The sequence below is a fragment of the Streptosporangium amethystogenes genome (assembly GCF_000721075.1).
In the GTDB taxonomy this organism is placed as follows: domain Bacteria; phylum Actinomycetota; class Actinomycetes; order Streptosporangiales; family Streptosporangiaceae; genus Streptosporangium; species Streptosporangium amethystogenes.
In genome coordinates, this window is record NZ_JOEQ01000010.1 from 127,180 (window position 1) to 146,977 (window position 19,798).

A 19,798-nucleotide genomic window follows, 5' to 3' on the forward strand; every position below is an offset into this window, starting at 1 on the left:
GGGGAGAACGTCCCGCGTCCTTGGGGGGCCGATGCGATCAGAGGGTCGGCCACCCGTGGACCGGCTCGTTGGTGTGCATGTTCTCCATGTACCGCAGGGTCATCCGGCGCAGTGCCTCGTGTCTTTCGAGGTCGCCGAGCGCGTTCACCGCGTCGATCTGCCAGCTCGCCCCGGTCCTGCCCGTCAGGCAGCGCCGCTCGACGATCCCGAGCAGCCGGTCCCTGACGGCGGGGGCCACGTCCCACAGGTCGAGCCCCTCGTGGGCGAGCGGCAGCAGGCGGCGCAGGATCAGCTCCGAGGCGGTCACCTCGCCGAGTCCCGGCCAGAAGAGCCTGGCGTCCAGGCCGTGCCGGGCGGCGGCGTGCAGGTTGTCCCTGGCCGCGGCGAACGGCATCCGCGTCCACACCGGGCGTTCGGCGTAGGGGAGGACGCCCATGAGCCCGTAGTAGAACACCGCGTTGGCCACGATGTCGGCCACCGAGGGGCCGGCGGGCAGCACCCGGTTCTCCACCCGCAGGTGCGGGATGCCGTCCGCCACCGCGTAGACCGGCCGGTTCCACCGGTAGACGGTGCCGTTGTGCAGAGTCAGCTCACCGAGCTGGGGGGTGATCCCTCGGGTCAGCTCCTCGCGCGGGTCGGCCTCGTCGCACAGCGGCAGCAGCGCGGGGAAGTAGCGGGCGTTCTCCTCGAAAAGATCGAAGACCGAGGTGATCCACCGCTCGCCGAACCACACCCTGGGCCGCACCCCCTGGGCCTGCAGCTCCACCGGGCGGGTGTCGGTGGCCTGCTCGAACAGCGGGATCCTGGTCTCCTGCCAGAGTCTGCGGCCGAACAGGAACGGCGAGTTGGCCGCCATGGCCACCTGCGGGCCCGCGATGGCCTGGGCGGCGTTCCAGTGGGCGGCGAAGGTCTCCGGGCTGACCTGGAGATGAAGCTGGAGGCTCGTGCAGGCGGCCTCGGGGGTGATGCTGTCGGCGTAGGTCTCCAGGCGCTCCTCCCCCTCGATCGACAGGTGCATGTCCTCGCCCCTGGCCGCGAATATCTGCTCGTTGAGCAGTTTGTAGCGGGGGTTGGCCGACAGGGTGCCCTCGTGGACGTCGCTCTCCCGCAGCGTGGGCAGGATGCCGACCATCATCATGTGCCCGCCGACGGTGCGGGCCCGTGCCTCGGCGTGGTTGAGGCGGTCCCTGATCACCTTCTCCAGCCGGACCGCGCCCTCCTGCTCCAGGGACTCGGGCAGGACGTTGATCTCCACGTTGAACTGGCCGAGCTCGGTGGCCCAGTCGGGCTGGGCGATGGCCTCCAGCACCTCGGCGTTCTTCATGGCGGCCTCGCCACGGTCGTCCACCAGGTTGAGTTCGATCTCCAGCCCGGCTCTGGGCCGGTCGAACTCGAACCTGGACTCGTGGAGCATCCGTGCGAGGACGTCAAGGCACCGGCGGACCTTGTCCCGGTAGCGCCGCCGGTCCTCGCGACTGAACACCATCGCAGGTACGTCGCGTCCCATACTTCGCAGAGTCGCACATAAGTCACTGCTCGTACAGAAGCGGCCGGTCAGACCAGGCGCCGCGCCGTGGCCCAGCGGGAGAGCTCGTGCCGGTTGGAGAGCTGGAGCTTGCGCAGCACCGACGAGACATGGGTCTCCACGGTCTTCACCGAGATGAACAGCTCCTTGGCGATCTCCTTGTAGGCGTACCCCCTGGCGATCAACCGCAGCACCTCGCGCTCGCGCTGGGTCAGCGAGTCGAGCTCGGGGTCGATCGGCGGGGCCTCGCTGGAGGCGAACGCGTCCAGCACGAACCCGGCCAGCCTCGGAGAGAAGACCGCGTCCCCGTCGGCCACCCGGCGGATGGCGTCGGTGAGCTCGCGCCCGCTGATGTTCTTGGTCACATAACCCCGGGCACCGCCCCGGATCACGCCGATGACGTCCTCGGCGGCGTCGGAGACCGACAGGGCGAGGAAGCGGACCGTGGAGCCCGCGCCGAGGACCCGGCGCAGCACCTCCTGGCCACCGCCACCGGGCATGTGCACGTCGAGGAGGACCACGTCGGGCCCCAGTTCGGCGATCGCCCTGACCGCGGACTCCACGTCCTCGGCCTCCCCGATCACCTCGATGGAGTCGCCCAGCTCGGCCCGGACGCCGGAGCGGAACAGCCGGTGGTCGTCGACGATCAGGACCTTCACCGTGCTCATCGGGCCTCTCCCGCCGGTCGCGTCCGTCCGCCGTCGCACCGGGCGGCCCCACCGCCGACTCTGCCGGCGGCTCGCTCTGTCGTGGCTCGCTCGCTACTCACACCTTCTCCAGCTTCATGGTCAACATCACTTCCGTACCCTCGCCGGGCTCGGTCCGCACCCGGGCGCTGCCCCCGTGGCGCTCCATCCTGCCGACGATCGACTGGCGGATACCCATACGATCCTCGGGCACGTCCTCCATGTCGAACCCGACCCCTCGATCCCTGACGAAGATGGTGACCTCCTCCGGCTCAGCCTCGGCGTAGACGGAGATGACCTCGGACCCGGAGTACTTCGCGGCGTTGACCATGGCCTGCCTCGCGGCCTGCACCATCGCGGACAGCTCGGGGGTCAGCGGGCAGTCGCCCACGCAGACGACCTCGATCGGCACCCCGTGCGCGTCCTCCTCCTCGGCCGCCACCCGCCGCACGGCCGCGGCCACCGACGCGTCGGCGTCCTGCTGTGGTTGGTAGAGCCAGTTGCGCAGCTCCCGCTCCTGGGAGCGGGCGAGCCTCATCACCTCGCGCGAATCGGAGGCGTTGCGCTGGATGAGGGTCAGCGTGTGCAGCACCGAGTCGTGGACGTGGGCGGCCACCTCGGCGCGCTCCTCCTGCCGGATGCGCTCGCGGCGCTCGCGCTGCAGTTCCTTCCACAGGGCCGCCAGCCAGGGGGCCACGATCAGCGCGACACCGCCCACGACCACCAGCGTGAACATGATGCCGGAACGAGCCTCGACCAGCTCGTCGTTGGCCACCAGGAAGCCGATCGCGCCGACCACGACGAGCACCAGCCCGGCGAGGGTACGGACCCGGTTCTGGCGGACCTGTCCGACGGTGGTGGTCATCCAGCGCTGCCGCCGGTCCGGATCCGCCTGCTGCCACAGGATCAGCGAGCCGATGCCGCCCACCGCGATCGGCCAGGCCCCGATTCCGGCCCCCGAGGTTCCGGTGAGCAGGCCCAGGGCCAGCAGCGCCAGCCCGATCGCGGTGTACGCGGCGAGCTGACTCCAGTCCCTGGCGGGTTCCCTGCCCTCGTACGACTCGCTCGGGGTGAACATCCACAGGGCGGCGTACGCCACGGCCCCGAACCCGTCCAGGACGGTGAGCAGCACGAAGGCCAGCCGCAGCACGACCGGGTCGAGCCGGAGCTGGGCGGCGGCCCCCTGGGCCACCCCGGCCACCAACCGCCCCTCCGCCGGCCTCATCAGCCGAGGGAAGGGCGCGTCTTCGGAGGTCACGGGCGCCGTGTCATGAATTGTCGTTCGGTCAGCCATATCGTCAGCATCGTCACACGAACCACCATGCCAGCGCATCAGGCGTTCCCCTGAAGCGACCCTGAGAGAGGCGTCTCCACTCCGGGACGACTCAGGGGTGTCCCGGATGCGGCACGGGCCGGGGAAAGGCCACGATAAGTACATGAACGATACCGATCCGGCGAGCGCCACGCCCGGCTCGCCGCCCGGCTTCCCCTCGGAGGATCGCACTCTGCGGCGCAGCGACGAGGGTCGCATGCTGACCGGCGTCTGCGCGGGCCTGGGGCGGTATGCCGGGGTCGACCCGGTGCTGTTGCGAGTGGGTTTCGCGGTGCTGGTGCTCGGCTCGGGGATCGGCATCATGCTCTATGTCGCGGCCTTCCTGCTGATGCGTGAGGCCAACGGCGGTCCCGGCTACGTGGAGCAGTGGAGCCGGCGCGACTTCGACAGCGAAACGGTCCTGACCCTGCTGGCAGGGCTGTTCGCCCTCGGGCTCATCGTCAACATCTCTTCGGACGGCGTCGGCACCGCCACGGTCGTGGTCGGCACGGTGTTCGCCATCGCCCTGCTCACCGCCCACTCCCGCGGGGTGGACCTGCTGGCCGCCGCCAGGTCGCTGCCCGACCGGCTGCGCAGGCGCCGGGCGCCGTACCCGGCCGATCAGTGGCCGAACCCGTTCGGCCACGGACCGGGCGCCGCCGACGGCCGGCGTCCCGTCGGGGAGCAGGATCCGGCCGCCCGCGCCGCCGCGCCGCCGGCCTCGGGCCTCGCGGCGTACGCCGCCCGTCCGGGCGGCGAGACGGTCACGGAGCGGTACGCGCCCGCCCCTGATGCCGGCACGAGGGCCGAGACGGGGACTGAGACGGCCGCTCCGCCGTGGTCCACAGCGGAGCGGCCGCCGCCGGCCCCCGTCTCGGAGACCCGCACCGAGCCCGCCCCCGCCCCTGTCTCGAATACCTTCGCCGGGCCTGCCCCGGGCTCACCTCCCCGTCCCGCCCCGCCCCCCGGAGACATCCCACCGGAGCCCTACCGCCCCACCAGGCCGTCGTTCGACTCCTCCGGTGTGCCGTTCTCGCCGTACGGCCCCTACCAGCCGCTGGACCCCCGAAAGCGGCAGCAGCCGTACTCCCCCTACGCCCCTTACCCGCCGTCCGGGTACGGCGCGGCGGTGACAGCGCCGCCCAGGCCGCGGCGGCCCAGATCGTTCGTCGGGGGCGTCACCATCTTCCTGGCCTTGATCGTTGGAGGGATCATCGTGGCGATCCAGTCCGCTTCAGGATCGGTCAACATGACGGTCGCGGGCGGCGCGGCACTCGTCGTCATCGGCGCCGGCCTGCTGGCCGCCGCCTGGTTCGGCCGGGGAGCCGGGCTGGTCGCGACCGGCACCATCCTGTCGATCGCCCTGGTCGCGGGGCCCATGCTGGGCGGCATGCCGAAGAAGTTCGGCAACTATCACTGGCAGCCCACCAGCCTGTCCGAGATGGCCCGCAGCTACTCGGTGGGGGTGGGCGACGGGGTGCTGGATCTGAGCGAGCTGGCCCTGCCGCCGGGGTCGCGGACCATCGTGGACGTCTCGGTCTCGGTCGGCGAGATCAGCGTGATCCTGCCGGCGACCGCCAGGATCGAGGTAGAGGGCCATACCAAGTTCGGCGATGTCAAGATCGACCACACGGTGGAGGGGGGTGCCGACATCCGGCACATCAGAATCCTGGAGCCCGAGGTGCCCCCCAACGGCGACGTGGCGACCATCGTGCTGAACATCAAGGTCGGCATCGGGGATGCGGAGGTGCGCCGTGCCGCCTGAGCACGACCGGCCCGAACAGCGGCCCGTGTCCCGGCGCGTACACCGCACCGACTGGATGGCCCTGCTCAGCGGCATGCTGTTCATCGCGATCGGGATCGTCTTCATCAGCAGACCGGCCGTCCAGCCGCTGGTCATGCTCACGGTCCTGGTGAGCGGCCTGGGTTTGGCGGGGCTGGTCGCCATCCTGGCCAAGGTCATCCGGCGCTAGGGCCGTCCGGGCGTCAGAGCAACAGGTCATATCGGGCATTAGGCTCGGAGCATGTCGGCCCTGGAGTTCGTCAGCACCGTTCACGCGACGCGGACCGGTCTGACGGACCTGCTCTCCGACGTGCGGGGCATGACCGCGTGGGGCCGGGCGCACGCCGCCGAACTGGGGATCGACCCGGACTTCACCGCCTCCGAGAAGCTGCGGATCGAAGTGGTCGAGCTGCGGCAGGCGGTACGGGCGCTCTTCGCCAGGGCCGTGGCGCCGGGCGCCGCGAGTGACGCGGACGCGCACCGGCTCCCGGACTTCGCCGAGTCGCTCGACCTGGTGAACGCCACGGCACTGGCCGTGCCTTCGGCGCCGCGGCTGGAGTGGCCCGCCGGACAGGCGCCCTGGGCGCGGACGGTCCCGGGTGTCGGGGCGACGGAGTCCGAACGGATTCGGGCCGCCCTCGCGACGTCGGCGATCGAGCTGCTGGCCGGGCCCCGGCGCGAGCAGATCCGCGTCTGCCCCGCCCCCCGCTGCGTGCTCTATTTCATCAAGGAGCACCCCCGGCAGGAGTGGTGCTCGGTCGGCTGCGGCAACCGGGCCCGAGCCGCCCGCCACTACCGCCAGCGCCGGGACGGCTGACACCGGCGCCAGATCATGTCGCCGCACCCGGTGACGTCTGTCCGTACGCCTGGCAAGGTCGCACTTTCCTGACCGCGCACCAGGGTGACGTCGCCTCCGGTGGTCACCCGTTCCCACCTGGCGCGCGTCCATTCGGCGGGCTCCCCCCTCGGCTGCTCTCCTCATCCGGCCTCATCCCCGCCCATCAGGGGTGACTTATGCCACATTTTTCTAACGTGACAAATGCCGATTTTGCGTTAGATTACGGGCAGTAGATCTAACGGATCGAGCCGTTAGAAAACGTAGAGGAGAGATCAGATGACCTTCCAGACCGGCCATGTCGGCCTCAACGTGTCCGACCTCGACAGGTCCAAGGACTTCTACCTGAAGGTCTTCGGCTTCGAGATCTTTGGCGAATCGGACCAGCCGGACCGGCGCTACGCCTTCCTCGGTCTCGACGGGAAGCTGATGCTCACCCTCTGGCAGCAGAGCGAGGGCCGCTTCGCCACCGGACTGCCGGGCCTGCACCACCTGTCCTTCCAGGTACCGGACATCGAGGCGGTCCGCCAGGCCGAGACCGTGATCCGGGGACTCGGGGCCAGGCTCCACCACGACGGCGTGGTCCCGCACGGGGAGGGGGCGTCCTCGGGGGGCGTGTTCTTCGAGGACCCGGACGGCATCCGGCTGGAGATCTTCGCGCCCAGCGGCGCCGACGAGCGACCCGCGCCGACCACCGGCGCCCCCACCTGTGGCTTCTTCTAAGACACCGAGGAGACCATGAAACACGCGGGAGAGACGGCGGTGCGACGGCGAGCCGGGACGCACCTCGAGGCGTGGGGATCGGCCACGGCCACGCCGGAGATCCCGGCGGCGGCGGCCGACTTCCTGAGCCGGCAGCGGATGTTGCTGATCGGGGCCGTCGGCTCGGACGGACGGCTGTGGGCGAGCCCGCTGGCAGGGGCCGCGGGGTTCGCCCAGGCCGTGGACGAGCGGACGATCGTGATCGAGGCGGTACCGGGTGAGCACGATCCGCTGGCCGGACTGGCCGGCGGTGAGATCGGGATGCTCGCGATCGAACCGCGGACCAGGCGCAGGATGCGGGTCAACGGCACGGTCCGGCGGGAGGGCGGGCGGCTGATCGTCCGTACCGAGCAGACCTATGCGAACTGCCCCAAGTACATCCAGACGCGCGACATCTCAGCCGAGGCCACCGGATCTCCCGCGATCGCCTCGGTGGCGGAGGTGCTCGGCGGCGAGCACCGGGCATGGATCGAGGGTGCCGATACGTTCTTCGTCGCCACCCGGGTTTCCGGGCTCGGCGCCGACCTGTCCCACCGGGGCGGTAACCCGGGGTTCGTCCGGACGGTGGACGACCGGCGGCTGGTCTGGCCCGACTACGCCGGCAACTCGATGTTCATGACGCTCGGCAACCTGGAACTGGACGAGAGCTGCGGCCTGCTCTTCCACGACTGGGAGAACGGTGACGCGCTGCACCTGACCGGGCGCGCCCGCGTCGACTGGGATCCGGGCGACGTCCCGGGGGCACAGCGGCTGGTCGGCTTCGAGGTGGACCGCGCCGTTCACGTCCGGGGGGCCAGCCCGCTCCGCTGGACATTCGAGAAGTACTCCCGGTTCAACCCTCCGGCGCGCACCCCTCCTACAGGTGATGCAACGGGATTCAGAGGGAAGGAGAACTCATGACGAGGGTCATCGTGGACCGGGCGCTGTGTCAGGTGCACGCGCAGTGCGTGTTCGCCGCGCCCGAGGTGTTCGAGTTGGACGGCGACGACCAGCTGGTCTACGTCACCGAACCGGACGACACGCTGATTGACGCGGTCGAGGAGGCCGCGCGAGCCTGCCCCGTGCAGGCGATATCTCTGGAGGAAGTGTGATGTTCACCGAGGAGACGGCCAGGGCCAAGGTCCAGGCCGCCGAGGACGCGTGGAACACGCGCGACCCCGAGCGGGTCTCGCTCGCCTACACGCCCGACTCGGTCTGGCGCAACCGGGACGAGTTCCTCACCGGGCGCGCGGAGATCAGGGAGTTCCTGAGCCGCAAGTGGGCCAGGGAGCAGGACTACCGGCTCCGCAAGGAGCTGTGGACCTTCGGGGGCAATCGCATCGCCGTACGGTTCCAGTACGAGTGGCACGACGCGGACGGCCAGTGGTGGCGCAGCTACGGAAACGAGCTGTGGGAGTTCGCCGACGACGGTCTGATGCGGCGCCGCGAGGCGAGCATCAACGACCTCGGAATCGACGAAACGGACCGCCGTATTCTCGGCGACCGCGAACCTGAGGAACTTCCGTTGGCCTGAGGCCAAAGGGTTGACCGGGAAGAACAGGGGCGTAAGTTCTCATTTACCGGTTCTCACTTCTCCTGTACCCCAGTGGTTGCCGTTGGAGGACGTATGCCCCGAATAACCGTCAACGTCGATGGAATCGCATACGAGGAGGAGGTGGAGCCGCGCCTCCTCCTCGTCCATCTGCTACGAGATCGGCTGGGCAAGACCGGCACGCCCATCGGCTGCGACACCGGTAACTGCGGCGCCTGCACCGTGATGCTCGACGGCCAGAGCGCGAAGAGTTGCTCCGTGCTCGCCGTGCAGGCCGACGGGAGCGATGTCGTCACGGTCGAGGGCCTGGCGCGGGGAGGCGAGTGGCATCCCATGCAGCGGGCCTTTCACGAAGAGCACGCCCTGCAGTGCGGGTACTGCACCCCCGGCATGATCATGGCGGCGATCGACCTGCTCAGGGACGATCCCGATCCGTCGGAGGAGGCGGTCCGCGAGGGGCTGGAGGGCAACCTGTGCCGGTGCACGGGGTACTGCAACATCGTCAGGGCGGTACGGCGCGGCGCGGCGGAGATGTCCCGGCGGAGCGCGTCGGAGTCGTCCGCGCAGGAGGTGCCGGCGCCATGACCGAGCAGCTCGTCGAGAACGCCCCGTCCGCCGCCCACGAGGTCGGCAAGGCGCGCAGGCGCAAGGAGGACGCCCGGCTGGTCACCGGCAGGACCACCTGGACCGACAACATCCAGCTCCCCGGCATGATGTACGTGGCCTTCCTGCGTAGCCCGATGGCCCACGCCAGGATCACCCGCGTCGACACCTCGGCCGCGAGCGGCCGGCCGGGCGTGGTCGCCGTCTACAGCGGGCGCGACTTCGCCGACGAGCAGGGCAGCCTGCCCTGTGCCTGGCCGGTCAGCGAGGACGTCGTCATCCCCGACCACCCGCCCATGGCGGTGGACGAGGTCCGCTACGTCGGCGAGGCGGTGGCCTGCGTGGTCGCCACCGACCGCTACAGGGCGGCCGACGCCCTGGAGGCGATCGAGATCGACTACGAGCCGCTGGACCCGGTGCTCGACATGACCGAGGCGCTCGCCGAGGGGAGCACAAAGGTCCACGACGCCGGAAACCAGGCGTTCACCTGGAAGTTCGCCGGGGGCGACATCGAGGAGGCGTTCCGCGACGCCCCCGTGGTGATCGAGCGCACCTACGTGCAGCAGCGGCTCATCCCGAGCGCCATGGAGCCGCGCGCGGTCGTGGCCACCACCGACGGCGACGCCTTCACGCTCTACTCCGCCACCCAGATCCCGCACATCCTGCGCGTCATGCTCGCGCTGACCACGGGCATCCCCGAGCACAAGCTGCGGGTGATCGCCCCCGACGTGGGCGGCGGCTTCGGTTCCAAACTCCAGGTCACCGCCGAGGAGGTGCTCGCGCTGCTGCTGACCCGCAGGCTGGGCAGGCCGGTGAAGTGGACCGAGTCCCGCTCCGAGGGCAACCTGACGGTGCACCACGGCCGCGACCAGCTCCAGCGGATCTCCGTCGCCGCCGACCGGGACGGGCGGGTGCGGGGCGTCAAGGTTGACCTGCTCGCCGACATGGGCGCCTACCTGATGCTGGTCACGCCGGGCGTGCCGCTGCTCGGCGCGTTCATGTACAACGGCATCTACAAGATGGACGCCTACGACTTCAGCTGCACCGGCGTCTTCACCACCAAGATGCCGACCGACGCCTACCGGGGCGCGGGCCGTCCCGAGGCGACGTTCGCGATCGAGCGGGCGATGGACGAGCTGGCCCACGAGCTGGGCATGGACCCCGTCGAGCTGCGGCGCCGCAACTGGATCACCCACGAGGAGTTCCCGTACACCACGATCTGCGGGCTGACCTACGACTCGGGCAACTACGAGGCGGCGACCGAACGGGCTCTGGCCCTGCTCGGCTACGACAAGCTCAGGGCCGAGCAGGCGGACCGGCGCGACCGGCGCGACCCGGTCCAGCTCGGCATCGGTGTCTCGACGTTCACCGAGATGTGCGGGCTGGCGCCCTCGCGGGTGCTCGGCAGCCTCAGCTACGGCGCGGGCGGCTGGGAGCACGCCTCGGTCAGGATGCTGCCCACCGGCAAGGTCGAGGTCGTCACCGGCTCCTCGCCGCACGGCCAGGGACACGAGACGGCCTGGAGCCAGATCGTCGCCGACGCGCTGGGCGTGCCGTTCGAGGACGTCTCCGTGCTGCACGGCGACACGTCCGTCTCGCACAAGGGCATGGACACCTACGGCTCCCGCTCCCTGGCGGTGGGCGGCGTCGCCGTGCTGGCCGCCTGCGAGAAGGTGAAGGACCGCGCCAAGGAGCTCGCCGCGCACCTGCTTGAGGCCTCCGCCGACGACATCGAGTTCGCCGACGGCACGTTCAAGGTCCGGGGCACCGGGGCGGGCCGGACCATCCAGGAACTGGCGCTGGCCACCTTCGCCGCGCACGACCTGCCCGACGGCTTCGAACCCGCGCTGGACGCCGACGCGACCTTCGACCCGGACAACTTCTCCTTCCCGCACGGCACCCACCTGTGCGCGATCGAGGTGGACACCGAGACCGGCGCCTCCAAGATCCGGACCTACGTGGCGGTCGACGACGTGGGCTCGGTGGTGAACCCGCTGATCGTCGAGGGCCAGGTGCACGGCGGCATCGCCCAGGGCATCGCCCAGGCACTGTTCGAGGAGGCGGTCTACGACACCGAGGGCAACCTGCTCACCACCACGATGGCCGACTACCTCATCCCTTCGGCGGCCGACCTGCCCGACTTCGTCACCGACCGTACCGAGACCCCGGCGACGACCAACCCGCTGGGCGTCAAGGGCGTCGGCGAGGCCGGGACCATCGCCTCCACCCCCGCCGTGGTCAACGCGATCGTCGACGCGCTGCGCCCGTACGGGGTGAACGACGTGCGGATGCCCTGCACCCCGGAGCGGATCTGGCGGACCGTCACCGAGGCGGACCCGGCGATCTGGGCGGGACCGACCGCGGCGGGAAACAACATCGGCGACAGCGCCGGACCGCCCGCGACCGGAGGCGATACCACCGACTGGGCCGGGCCCACGGTGGCCGGCGACGACATCACCGGCTCTGCCGCCGAGGGAGGCGCCCGATGATCCCCGCGTCGTTCGACTACGTCAGGCCCTCCTCGGTGGAGGAGGCGTGCCAGGTGCTCGCCTCAGGCGACGACGTCAAGGTGCTGGCCGGCGGCCAGTCGCTGCTGCCGCTGCTGCGGCTGCGGCTGGCCTACCCGTCGGCGCTGGTGGACCTCGGGCGCCTGCCCGGACTGCGCGGCATCGAAGACCATGGCGACCACGTGTTCGTCGGCGCGCTCACCACCCACGACGAGGTGCTGCGCTCAGCCGTGATCAAGGAGCGCGTCCCGCTGCTCGCGCTGGCCACGGCCACGGTGGCCGACCCCGCGGTACGGCACCGTGGCACGTTCGGCGGTTCCATGGCCCACGCCGATCCGGCGGGGGACCTGCCGGCCGTGGCCCTGGCGCTCGACTGCGTCTTCGTCGCCCGCTCCGTCGACGGCGAGCGGGAGATCCCCGCCGCGGACTTCTTCGTCGACTACCTGGAGCCCGCGCTCGAACCCGGTGAGGTGCTGATCGGCGCCCGGGTGCCGGTACTCGGCCCCGGGTGGGGTTTCCACTACGAGAAGTTCCACCGGACGGCTCAGGCGTGGGCGATCGTCGGTGTCGCGGCGGCCGTACGGCGGAGCAACGGGACCGTCGAGGAGGCCAGGATCGCGCTGACCAACATGGGCCCCACCCCGGTGCGGGCGAGTGCGGTGGAGACGGCGCTTCGCGGGGTGGACCTCGCGTCCGCCGCCTCCGGCGGCACCGACCCCGTCGAGGAGGCGTGCGCCGAGGCCGACGACGGCACCTCGCCTCCCGCGGACCTGCACGCCAGACCCGACTACCGCCGCCATCTGGCCCGGGTGCTGACCCGCAGGGCGGTCAGGGCCGCGAGCGGATGAGTCCCGCGGCTACGGGGGGAGAACCCGGGGCGTTCTCCCCCCGTAGCCACCGTGACTTCCCCCCTACGGCCGAAGCCGTCGGCAACCGCCCGCCCGTGCGGCCCCGTGCCGCGTTTCGTCCCCGGAGCCGAGGCCCGGGGTCTCCACGCTGAAAACGACTTTCGTGCCGCCCGGAGCCCTGGAAGCGCCTCGCGGGAGGGCGGAGGCATCTTTCCCTCCCGGAGGGGCAGGGGGAAGCGGACGCCGACCGACACGTACCGACGTGTGGCGGTCAACCGGCCCCGTGGCGGCATACTGGTAATACGCCCCCGTGTAGTCGTAATGTCGCAACAGCGGCCGACCGACAAGGAGCGGATCGATGGCGATGCGGTTCGAGCACGAGTTCACGGTCCCCGTGCCTGTCGAGCAGGCGTGGCCGGTGCTGCTCGACGTCCAGCGGATCGGCCCCTGCCTGCCCGGTGCCACCGTGGACAAGGTCGAGGACGACTCCTTCACCGGCAGGATGAAGGTCAAGGTCGGGCCGATCACGGTGACCTACCAGGGCCGGGCCTTCTTCGAGAAGGTGGACGAAGACACCCACTCCATGACCATCAAGGCCTCCGGCAAGGAGGCCAGGGGCTCGGGCACCGCCGGTGCCACGGTCGTCGCGCGCCTGCACCCCGAGGGGCGGAACACCAGGGTCACCGTCGACACCTCCTTCAACGTGACCGGCCGCCCGGCCCAGTTCGGCCGGGGGGTGATGTCCGAGGTCGGCGAGAAGCTGATCGACAGGTTCGCGGCCAACCTCTCCCTGCTGCTGGGCGAGAGCCCCGGCGTGGAGACCGCCGCCGAGACGCCTGCCGAGACGCCGGGCACGGGCGGCTGGAGTGCTCCCTCCCAGCCCGGCCCGGACGACGAGGTTCCGGTGGTCTCGGCGGCCTCGGGCCCCGGCCCCGCGACCCCCGCCGGACCGGAGGAGACGAGCGTGTCCGGGCGGCATCTCAGTGCGGTGCCGACACCGCCCGGCCTCGTCGTCGACGAGAGGTCCGGGTCCCGCCAGAGCCACCCTGCGGGCACCTCACGCACCTCGCTCAGCCCCGACGAGGAGGCCATGAACCTCCTGGAGGTGGCGGGCCTGCCCCTGCTCAAACGCATCGCCCCACTGGTCGCCGCCCTGGCCGCTGTCATCCTGATCGCCTGGCTGATCAGCCGCGCCCTACGCCGAAACCGTCAGTAAACACACCTCTCGGCGTCCTCCAACGTGCAGCCCTTGGGCATACGCGGCGACGTATCGGTCCAGCCGGACTTCTGCACGGTGATCGTCGTCGTCACGGCGCCTGACGGCATGCCGTCCCTGGCCGTTACCAGCATCTTGCGAAGGCCGAGCGGGTCACCGGTGGAGGGGTCGATCAGGATCCGGCTCTCCGTACCCTCAAAGGAAGAGCTGCGTGCCAGCGCGATCGCCGCACGACCATGAGGCCCCTGAGCCGTGCCGATGATCCGGGCATCGGGAAGGCCCGCCAGCATTCGGTAGACGGCCGCGCCCGTGCCCGGGGAGATCGGCGCGTCCCACAGCAGGGAAGTTCCAACCGACCAGAGCCAGTCATCCACCTTCTCGGCCGGTCCCTTCGGCTGTGTCCTGCTGTAGACGGGCCAGTACGTGAGGAGTCTGGCTTTGAGATCCACCGGGTTCTTCGGCAACTCCCTGATCTCCTTCAGGTCCAGCCCGACACCAAAAACCTGCAGGGGACGCGCCGGCCGATTCGGCGGGTCCGGCATGACGAGGGTCCGGTCGACCGGCGGCAGGTGGTCGTCACCGCAGCCCCTGGTCAGCTCGCAAAGCTCCGGTGAACCGGCACGCTCCCAGGCGGCGCGGTCCTCTTCCGTGGACGGCACCGTACCGAGCCTGGTCCATTCGCGCACCGTAGGCAGAGTTGGGCTGTACCAGAGCGTCTGCCGGCCCCAATCGTCGACGACGTAGCCGTTGACCCGCACCCGCAGGAAGATCTCGGTGGTCGTCCGCCAGTACCGGCTCTCGACAGGCTCCGGTCTCGCCGCCGCCCGGTCGGCCACCGCCTCCAGCACCTCCCCCGGCCCGCCTGCCGGGGGTGCGGTGTCCGTCCCCAGGCGGGGCACGGTCATGACGAACGCGACCACCGTTGCCGTGGCGACGGCCGCGACCGCCCATCCGAAACGGCCCCGGGACCGCCCCTCGATCCGTCGTCGTGAGAGCCTCGCGCCGTTCAGCGCCCTGGCCTTGGTCTCGGCTACCCGCACCGGATCGGCGAGCGGGACGTCCGGCATCGCATCGTCAATGAACTGGAACTCGTTCAACAGACCTCCACTCCCAGCGTGTCGCGCAGCTTGGTCCTGGCCCGGCTGAGCCGGGAGGCCACCGTGCCGTAGGCGACCCCGAGCGCCTCGGCGACCTCCTCGTAGGTCAGCCCGCCGTACGCGATGAGCAGCACCACGTCCCGCTCCCCCTTGGACAGCCGGGCCAGCGCCCCTGACAAGCGGCCGACCGTCACCCCCGCCGTGACCCGCTCGGCGACCCGCTGATCATGACCGTCGTCGTCGGGAGGCGGCCCGGTCCTGGCCAGCGCCCGATAGCGGCGGATCTCGGCCCGGCGATGACGGCCGATCAGGTTGGTGGCGATGCCGTACAGCCAGGGCCGGACCCCGCCTCTGGCCGCGTCGAACCGGCCGCGCCGGTGGAAGGCGATCAGGAACGTCTCGGCGGCCAGGTCCTCGGCGACATCGAGGTCGAGCCGCCGCCCGATGTAGCGGCGGATCTCCTCGTAGTGGGCGTCGAAGACGGCGGCGAACCGCTCCCGGTCGACCACCGAGGCCACCTCAGAAACAGCGATCATGCAAGGGACTCCCTTGCCGGAAGGACAGGACACCCCTTCTTGCCCGGCGACCACCCCACCCTTCCCTTATTTCTCACCGCCCCTTTCAGCGGAAACAGCCGGAACCTCCGGGCAGCCGCTACGGGCCTGGTGAACGTTCAGGTCGGTGTGTCAGACAACGATGGGTCGACAGTGGTAAAGGACGTTGCCGGAGCCGAAGGTCCTGGTCTTCAATCGAATTCAGCAAGAGTCGAATTCGTAGGTCTTGATACCGCCGATGAAGGCCGCCCACTCGGCAGGGACGAACAGGGCTGTTCCGGCATCGGGACGGTTGGAGTTACGGACGGCGACAGCACCATCGCTCAGGAAGGCGACTTCCACACAGTTGTGGTCACTGCCGCTGAGGCTGCTTTTTCGCCAGGTGGCATCGGACAGATCTGATCGAGACACACCGCCGCTCTCTCTTTCCGTCACAACTTGTCGGCCATACCGTCGATCCTCTCGTGGAAGTAAGCACGGCTCAGCGGCCGCCCCGGCCGGTCACCCGTTCCCGCTCCGCCTCGCGCCAGGCCTCGTCCGCCACGCGGCCCGCCATCGGGGTGATCTCGACGATGAGGTGTTTGGCCAGTGGCTGCCCGCTCTGGGGGCTGAAGTCGACGAGTGCGCAGAGCACGTTCAGCTCGGGCATGTAGCCGATCGCGCTGCCGCGCGGGATGTCGTACCCGAAGGCCCGGTAGCCGTAGACGCTGCGCCTGCTGCCGTCCCTGGCGATGCTGGTGATGTCGACGAGGTCGGCCTCGGCGAGACCCCGGTCGCGCATGTCCTCGCGGTTCATCAGCACCAGGGTGCGCAGGTTCTCGACGCCCCGGTAGCGGTCGTCGTCGGAGTAGACGGTGGTGTTCCACTGGTCGTGGGAGCGCACCGTGCCCAGCGTCAGGCGGCCCGCCTCCGGGATGACGTTCGGAACCGGGGCGGTGGAGAACTCGGCGCGTCCGGACTCGGTGAGGAAGACCAGATCGCGGGCGGGCTGGTGGATCCGGAAGCCCAGCGGCATCCGGACCCTGCGGTTGAAGTCCTCGAACCCGTCGAGGACCTGGGCCATGGTGTCGCGGATGCGGTCGTAGTCGTCGACGTACTCCTGCCAGGGCGTGGCGCTGTTCGGCAGGGTCGCCCGCGCCATCCCGGCGATGATCGCCGGTTCGGAGAGCAGTTGCCGGGAGGCCGGGTTCCGCATGCCGATCGACATGTGCACCATGCTCATCGAGTCCTCGACCGTGACCCCCTGCAGCCTGCGGCGCTGCCAGTCCTTCTCGGTACGGCCGAGGCAGGGCAGGATCAGCGCCTTCTCGCCGTGCACCAGGTGGCTGCGGTTGAGCTTGGTGCTGACCTGCACGGTCAGCTCGCAGTTGCGCAGTGCCTGGCAGGTGTACGGGGTGTCGGGCGTGGCCAGCGCGAAGTTGCCGCCCATGCTCACGAACACCTTGACGTCGCCCCGGTGCATCGCCTCGATGGTGCCGACGGTGTCCAGGCCCGGGGCTCGCGGCGGGTCGATGCCGCACACCTCGGCCAGCCGGGAGAGGAACTGCCGGCCCGGCCGGTGGTTGACCCCGCAGGTACGGTTGCCCTGGACGTTGCTGTGCCCGCGAATGGGGCACGGACCCGCGCCCTCGCGGCCCACATTGCCCCGGAGCAGCAGCAGGTTGACGATCTCGCGGACGGAATCGACACCGTGTTCCTGCTGGGTGACGCCCAGGCACCAGCTGATGATGGTGCGCTTGGAACGCAGGTAGACGTCGGCGAGCTCACGGATCCTCGCCTCGTCCACGCCTGACTGGCGCTCCAGCTGCGGCCAGCCGGCCTCGGTGCACGCCCGCCGGTAGTCCTCGAAGCCGTGCGTGTAGTTGTCGACGAACTCGTGGTCGATGGCCTTCGGGTCGGTCTCCGCCGCCTCGAACACGGCCTTCGCGACCCCGCGCAGCAGGGCCAGGTCGCCGCCGATCCTCGGCTGCACGTTGAGCGTGCCGGTCCTGGTGGCGTGGAAGGTGCCCATCGAGAGGAGGTCATGGGGCACAATCGTCTTTCCGGCCGCCGCCTCGATCAGCGGGTTGATGTGCACGATCTGGGCGCCCCGCTGGTACGCGTCGACCAGCGCGGTCAGCATGCGCGGCGCGTTGGAGGCCGCGTTGGAGCCGAGCAGGAAAAGCGTGTCGGCCTTGCCCCAGTCGTCCAGGTCGACGGTCCCCTTGGCAGTGCCCAGGGCGGCGTTCAGCGCCCGGCCGCTGGCCTCGTGGCACATGTTCGAGCAGTCCGGCAGGTTGTTGGTGCCGAACTCGCGGGCCCAGAGCTGGTAGAGGAACGTGCCCTCGTTGCTCAGCCGCCCTGAGGTGTAGAACGACGCCTGGTCCGGGCTGCTCAGTCTCCTGAGCGTCGAGCCGACCAGCTCGAACGCGGCCGGCCAGGAGATCGGCCGGTACCTGTCGGATTCCGGGTCGTAGACCATCGGCTCGGTCAGCCTGCCCTGGTCCTCCAGTGCGAAGTCGCTCCAGCCGGACAGCTCGGTGACGGTGTGCTCGTCGAAGAACCGGCGCCCGACGCGCTTGGGGGTCATCTCCCAGGTGACGTGCTTGATGCCGTTCTCGCAGATGTCCAGGCGCAGGCCCTTCCTGTCGTCCGGCCACGCGCATCCCGGGCAGTCGAAACCGTAGTTCTCGTGGTTCATCCGGAAGATCGCCCGAGTCCCCTCGACCGGCTCCCGGGTCTTGGCCAGCACCTTCCCGACGCTGAGCGCCGCGTCCCAGCCCGCCGCCGGGTGCCGGTAGTCACGCCTGGAGAAGGGCGCGCCGGTGTTGGGTCCACGCCCCCGCGCCGGAACCCCCGGCATCCCCTGTCCGAAGTTCTCTCTTGAGGCAAGGAAGTCGTCGGCCATGAGTGGTCCCCCCGGGGTGGCGCAGTCGAGCCCGACATGCGTGCACATGCCGCGATATTCCCGGTCTACCGCCCCCGCCCCCACCCCAGCCCCAAACAACCTTCCACCCTTGCCCAAGCTTGGGCCACCGTAGGCCCCCTCAGCGCGGCCCTGTACGGACGATCGCGTCCGCACCGACCGAATCCGGCGAGCCTGAGCCGAGGCTCCTGACCATCGCGGCCCCGGAGGGCGGGGTACCTCCGTATCCCCTCACTGCAATCTAGATTGAATGCCTAACTAGGTTGCTTTACGGTTTAGATAGCAGAGCACCCACGGAGGCTCCCCTTGTCATCCCCCTTGTCCCTTGTCCTGACGGTCATCCTCATCGGCTACCTGGCTGTCGCCAGCCCCCTGCTCGGCAAGCGCGCCTACGACAGGCTGGGCCGCACCCGCGACCAGGACCCCATGCTCTACCGCCGAATGTTCACGCTCTGGAGCGCCGAGCTGTGGTCGCTGGCCGCCGTGGCGCTGATCATCGTCGCCGCGGAGCCGAACCTCGACGCCACGGACATCGGCCTGGTGATCCCGGAGCCACTGGACGACACCCTCCGCATGATCGCCTATCTCCTGGTAACCGTCGTAGTCGGCATGCTCGTCCTCAAGTGGCTGGCCGCCAAGGGCAAGCCCATCCCCGGCCAGCAGAACGTCAACCACCTGCTGCCGCGCACCGCGGCCGAGCGCTGGTACGCCGCGGGCCTGTCGGTGACCGCCGGCATCACCGAGGAGATCGTCTACCGAGGTCTGCTCATCGCGGTCGGCATGGGCGCGCTCGGCCTGAGCAAGGAGGTCGCGGCCTGCTGCGCGCTGGCGGTGTTCGTCGCCGGCCACCTCTACCAGGGCTGGCGCGGCATGCTCTCGGTCACCCTGGCCGGCTTCGCCCTGACCTATCTCTACCTGATGACCGGCAGCCTGCTCATGCCGATCCTGGTGCACACGCTGATCGACCTTCGCGGCCTGGTGTTCACCCCGCAGCCGCGACGTGAGCCAGTCGGGAACGCAGCCTAGATAGGATCGCTACCATGGCGAGCGACCGACGTGCGAGCTGGCTCAAGGGCGTACTCGACCTGCTGGTTCTCGCCAGCCTGACGGCCGGCGAGAACTACGGCTACGAGATCGCCAAAGACCTCGCCGAGGCCGGCCTCGGTCAGATCAAGGGCGGAACGCTCTACCCGGTGCTCAACCGGCTGGAGGAGGCGGGACTGGTCACCGCCGAGTTCCGGGTGACCGAGCGCGGGCCCGGCCGCCGCTACTACCGGCTCACCGACCAAGGCAGGCGAACACTCGCCGAGCAGGGCGGGCTCTGGCTGAACTTCAACGATTCGGTACGCGCCGTACTGGCCAAGGGCCTCACCGAGGCGGGTTCACCTGAAGGGAAAGTTCGATGAGCGGCTACTTCGACGAGCTCGCCGTGGTTCTGGCCAAGGCGGGCATGCCCGCCGACCGGGTCGGGGCCATGCTGGACGACCTCGCCGGATACCTCGCCGAGAGCGGCGGCGGCGACCCCGAGGAGGAGTTCGGCCCCAGGTAACTGGGGAATGCGACCATTACCCGCCCCCGGTTCCGCGGGGTTCCGACCCGCACGCCGCAGGCTCCGCCGGGTGTGACCGGAGCGG

General features: G+C 70.1%; 21 protein-coding genes. 14 read left to right on the top strand and 7 right to left on the bottom strand.

The window, feature by feature from the left end:
* Positions 1 to 37: 37 nt before the first annotated feature.
* The 3 genes from IG98_RS0116545 to IG98_RS0116555 form a co-directional block, all read right to left on the bottom strand.
* Entirely contained in the window at positions 38 to 1,507 is a 1,470-nt protein-coding gene (locus IG98_RS0116545) for a glutamate-cysteine ligase family protein (RefSeq protein WP_030912620.1), read from the bottom strand.
* A 47-nt stretch (positions 1,508 to 1,554) separates the two neighbouring features.
* A complete protein-coding gene (locus tag IG98_RS0116550; RefSeq protein WP_030912624.1) occupies positions 1,555 to 2,193 on the bottom strand; it encodes a response regulator in 639 nt (212 codons plus the stop codon).
* 97 nt (positions 2,194 to 2,290) lie between these two features.
* Entirely contained in the window at positions 2,291 to 3,505 is a 1,215-nt protein-coding gene (locus IG98_RS0116555; RefSeq protein WP_037970534.1) for an ATP-binding protein, read from the bottom strand.
* 142 nt (positions 3,506 to 3,647) lie between these two features.
* Between IG98_RS0116555 and IG98_RS0116560 the strand changes: the two genes are divergently transcribed.
* The 11 genes from IG98_RS0116560 (at position 3,648) to IG98_RS0116610 (ending at position 13,608) form a co-directional block, all read left to right on the top strand.
* The gene (locus IG98_RS0116560; protein WP_030912629.1) at positions 3,648 to 5,288 is read left to right on the top strand and encodes a PspC domain-containing protein; all 1,641 of its coding nucleotides are present in this window, start codon (positions 3,648 to 3,650) and stop codon (positions 5,286 to 5,288) included.
* Positions 5,278 to 5,496: a hypothetical protein gene (locus tag IG98_RS0116565; protein ID WP_030912631.1), complete on the top strand. Its 219-nt coding sequence runs from the start codon at positions 5,278 to 5,280 to the stop codon at positions 5,494 to 5,496. The genes IG98_RS0116560 and IG98_RS0116565 overlap by 11 nt, the downstream gene beginning before the upstream one ends.
* Positions 5,497 to 5,547: 51 nt before the next feature.
* The gene (locus IG98_RS0116570; protein ID WP_030912634.1) at positions 5,548 to 6,123 is read left to right on the top strand and encodes a CGNR zinc finger domain-containing protein; all 576 of its coding nucleotides are present in this window, start codon (positions 5,548 to 5,550) and stop codon (positions 6,121 to 6,123) included.
* Between the two features lie 297 nt (positions 6,124 to 6,420).
* Positions 6,421 to 6,864, top strand: coding sequence for a VOC family protein (locus IG98_RS0116575; protein ID WP_030912637.1), 444 nt, complete (start codon positions 6,421 to 6,423; stop codon positions 6,862 to 6,864).
* Positions 6,865 to 6,879: 15 nt separating this feature from the next.
* A complete protein-coding gene (locus IG98_RS0116580; protein ID WP_051752222.1) occupies positions 6,880 to 7,803 on the top strand; it encodes a PNPOx family protein in 924 nt (307 codons plus the stop codon).
* Complete coding sequence (locus tag IG98_RS0116585) at positions 7,800 to 7,994, top strand: ferredoxin (protein WP_030912642.1); 195 nt, start codon at positions 7,800 to 7,802, stop codon at positions 7,992 to 7,994. The genes IG98_RS0116580 and IG98_RS0116585 overlap by 4 nt, the downstream gene beginning before the upstream one ends.
* Complete coding sequence (locus tag IG98_RS0116590; RefSeq protein WP_030912643.1) at positions 7,994 to 8,416, top strand: nuclear transport factor 2 family protein; 423 nt, start codon at positions 7,994 to 7,996, stop codon at positions 8,414 to 8,416. Before IG98_RS0116585 ends, IG98_RS0116590 begins: the two co-directional genes overlap by 1 nt.
* Before the next feature lie 93 nt (positions 8,417 to 8,509).
* Positions 8,510 to 9,019, top strand: a complete 510-nt coding sequence (locus IG98_RS0116595) for a (2Fe-2S)-binding protein (RefSeq protein ID WP_030912646.1) — start codon at positions 8,510 to 8,512, stop codon at positions 9,017 to 9,019.
* Entirely contained in the window at positions 9,016 to 11,526 is a 2,511-nt protein-coding gene (locus IG98_RS0116600) for a xanthine dehydrogenase family protein molybdopterin-binding subunit (RefSeq protein ID WP_030912651.1), read from the top strand. The genes IG98_RS0116595 and IG98_RS0116600 overlap by 4 nt, the downstream gene beginning before the upstream one ends.
* Entirely contained in the window at positions 11,523 to 12,392 is an 870-nt protein-coding gene (locus IG98_RS0116605; RefSeq protein WP_030912654.1) for an FAD binding domain-containing protein, read from the top strand. The genes IG98_RS0116600 and IG98_RS0116605 overlap by 4 nt, the downstream gene beginning before the upstream one ends.
* A 358-nt stretch (positions 12,393 to 12,750) precedes the next feature.
* Positions 12,751 to 13,608: an SRPBCC family protein gene (locus tag IG98_RS0116610; protein ID WP_030912657.1), complete on the top strand. Its 858-nt coding sequence runs from the start codon at positions 12,751 to 12,753 to the stop codon at positions 13,606 to 13,608.
* Here IG98_RS0116610 and IG98_RS0116615 read toward each other — a convergent pair.
* From IG98_RS0116615 to IG98_RS0116625, 4 genes are all read right to left on the bottom strand, one after another.
* Entirely contained in the window at positions 13,602 to 14,705 is a 1,104-nt protein-coding gene (locus IG98_RS0116615; RefSeq protein ID WP_030912659.1) for a CU044_5270 family protein, read from the bottom strand. The two genes, IG98_RS0116610 and IG98_RS0116615, sit on opposite strands and share 7 nt — an antisense overlap.
* Positions 14,702 to 15,241, bottom strand: a complete 540-nt coding sequence (locus IG98_RS0116620) for an RNA polymerase sigma factor (protein ID WP_030912661.1) — start codon at positions 15,239 to 15,241, stop codon at positions 14,702 to 14,704. The genes IG98_RS0116615 and IG98_RS0116620 overlap by 4 nt, the downstream gene beginning before the upstream one ends.
* Positions 15,242 to 15,460: 219 nt before the next feature.
* On the bottom strand, positions 15,461 to 15,694 hold the full coding sequence (locus IG98_RS48725; protein WP_342666826.1) for a DUF397 domain-containing protein: 234 nt from the start codon (positions 15,692 to 15,694) through the stop codon (positions 15,461 to 15,463).
* Positions 15,695 to 15,740: 46 nt separating this feature from the next.
* The gene (locus IG98_RS0116625) at positions 15,741 to 18,194 is read right to left on the bottom strand and encodes an FdhF/YdeP family oxidoreductase (protein ID WP_245651589.1); all 2,454 of its coding nucleotides are present in this window, start codon (positions 18,192 to 18,194) and stop codon (positions 15,741 to 15,743) included.
* Positions 18,195 to 18,470: 276 nt separating this feature from the next.
* Between IG98_RS0116625 and IG98_RS0116630 the strand changes: the two genes are divergently transcribed.
* Genes IG98_RS0116630 through IG98_RS50560 form a run of 3 tightly spaced genes read left to right on the top strand, consistent with a single transcriptional unit; the run spans position 18,471 to position 19,713 of the window.
* Positions 18,471 to 19,190: a CPBP family intramembrane glutamic endopeptidase gene (locus IG98_RS0116630; protein ID WP_030912666.1), complete on the top strand. Its 720-nt coding sequence runs from the start codon at positions 18,471 to 18,473 to the stop codon at positions 19,188 to 19,190.
* A gap of 14 nt (positions 19,191 to 19,204) precedes the next feature.
* Positions 19,205 to 19,570, top strand: coding sequence for a PadR family transcriptional regulator (locus IG98_RS0116635; protein ID WP_037970538.1), 366 nt, complete (start codon positions 19,205 to 19,207; stop codon positions 19,568 to 19,570).
* Positions 19,567 to 19,713 (top strand): hypothetical protein, encoded by a 147-nt coding sequence (locus IG98_RS50560; protein WP_157594364.1) that lies wholly within the window; start codon positions 19,567 to 19,569, stop codon positions 19,711 to 19,713. The genes IG98_RS0116635 and IG98_RS50560 overlap by 4 nt, the downstream gene beginning before the upstream one ends.
* Positions 19,714 to 19,798: the final 85 nt, after the last annotated feature.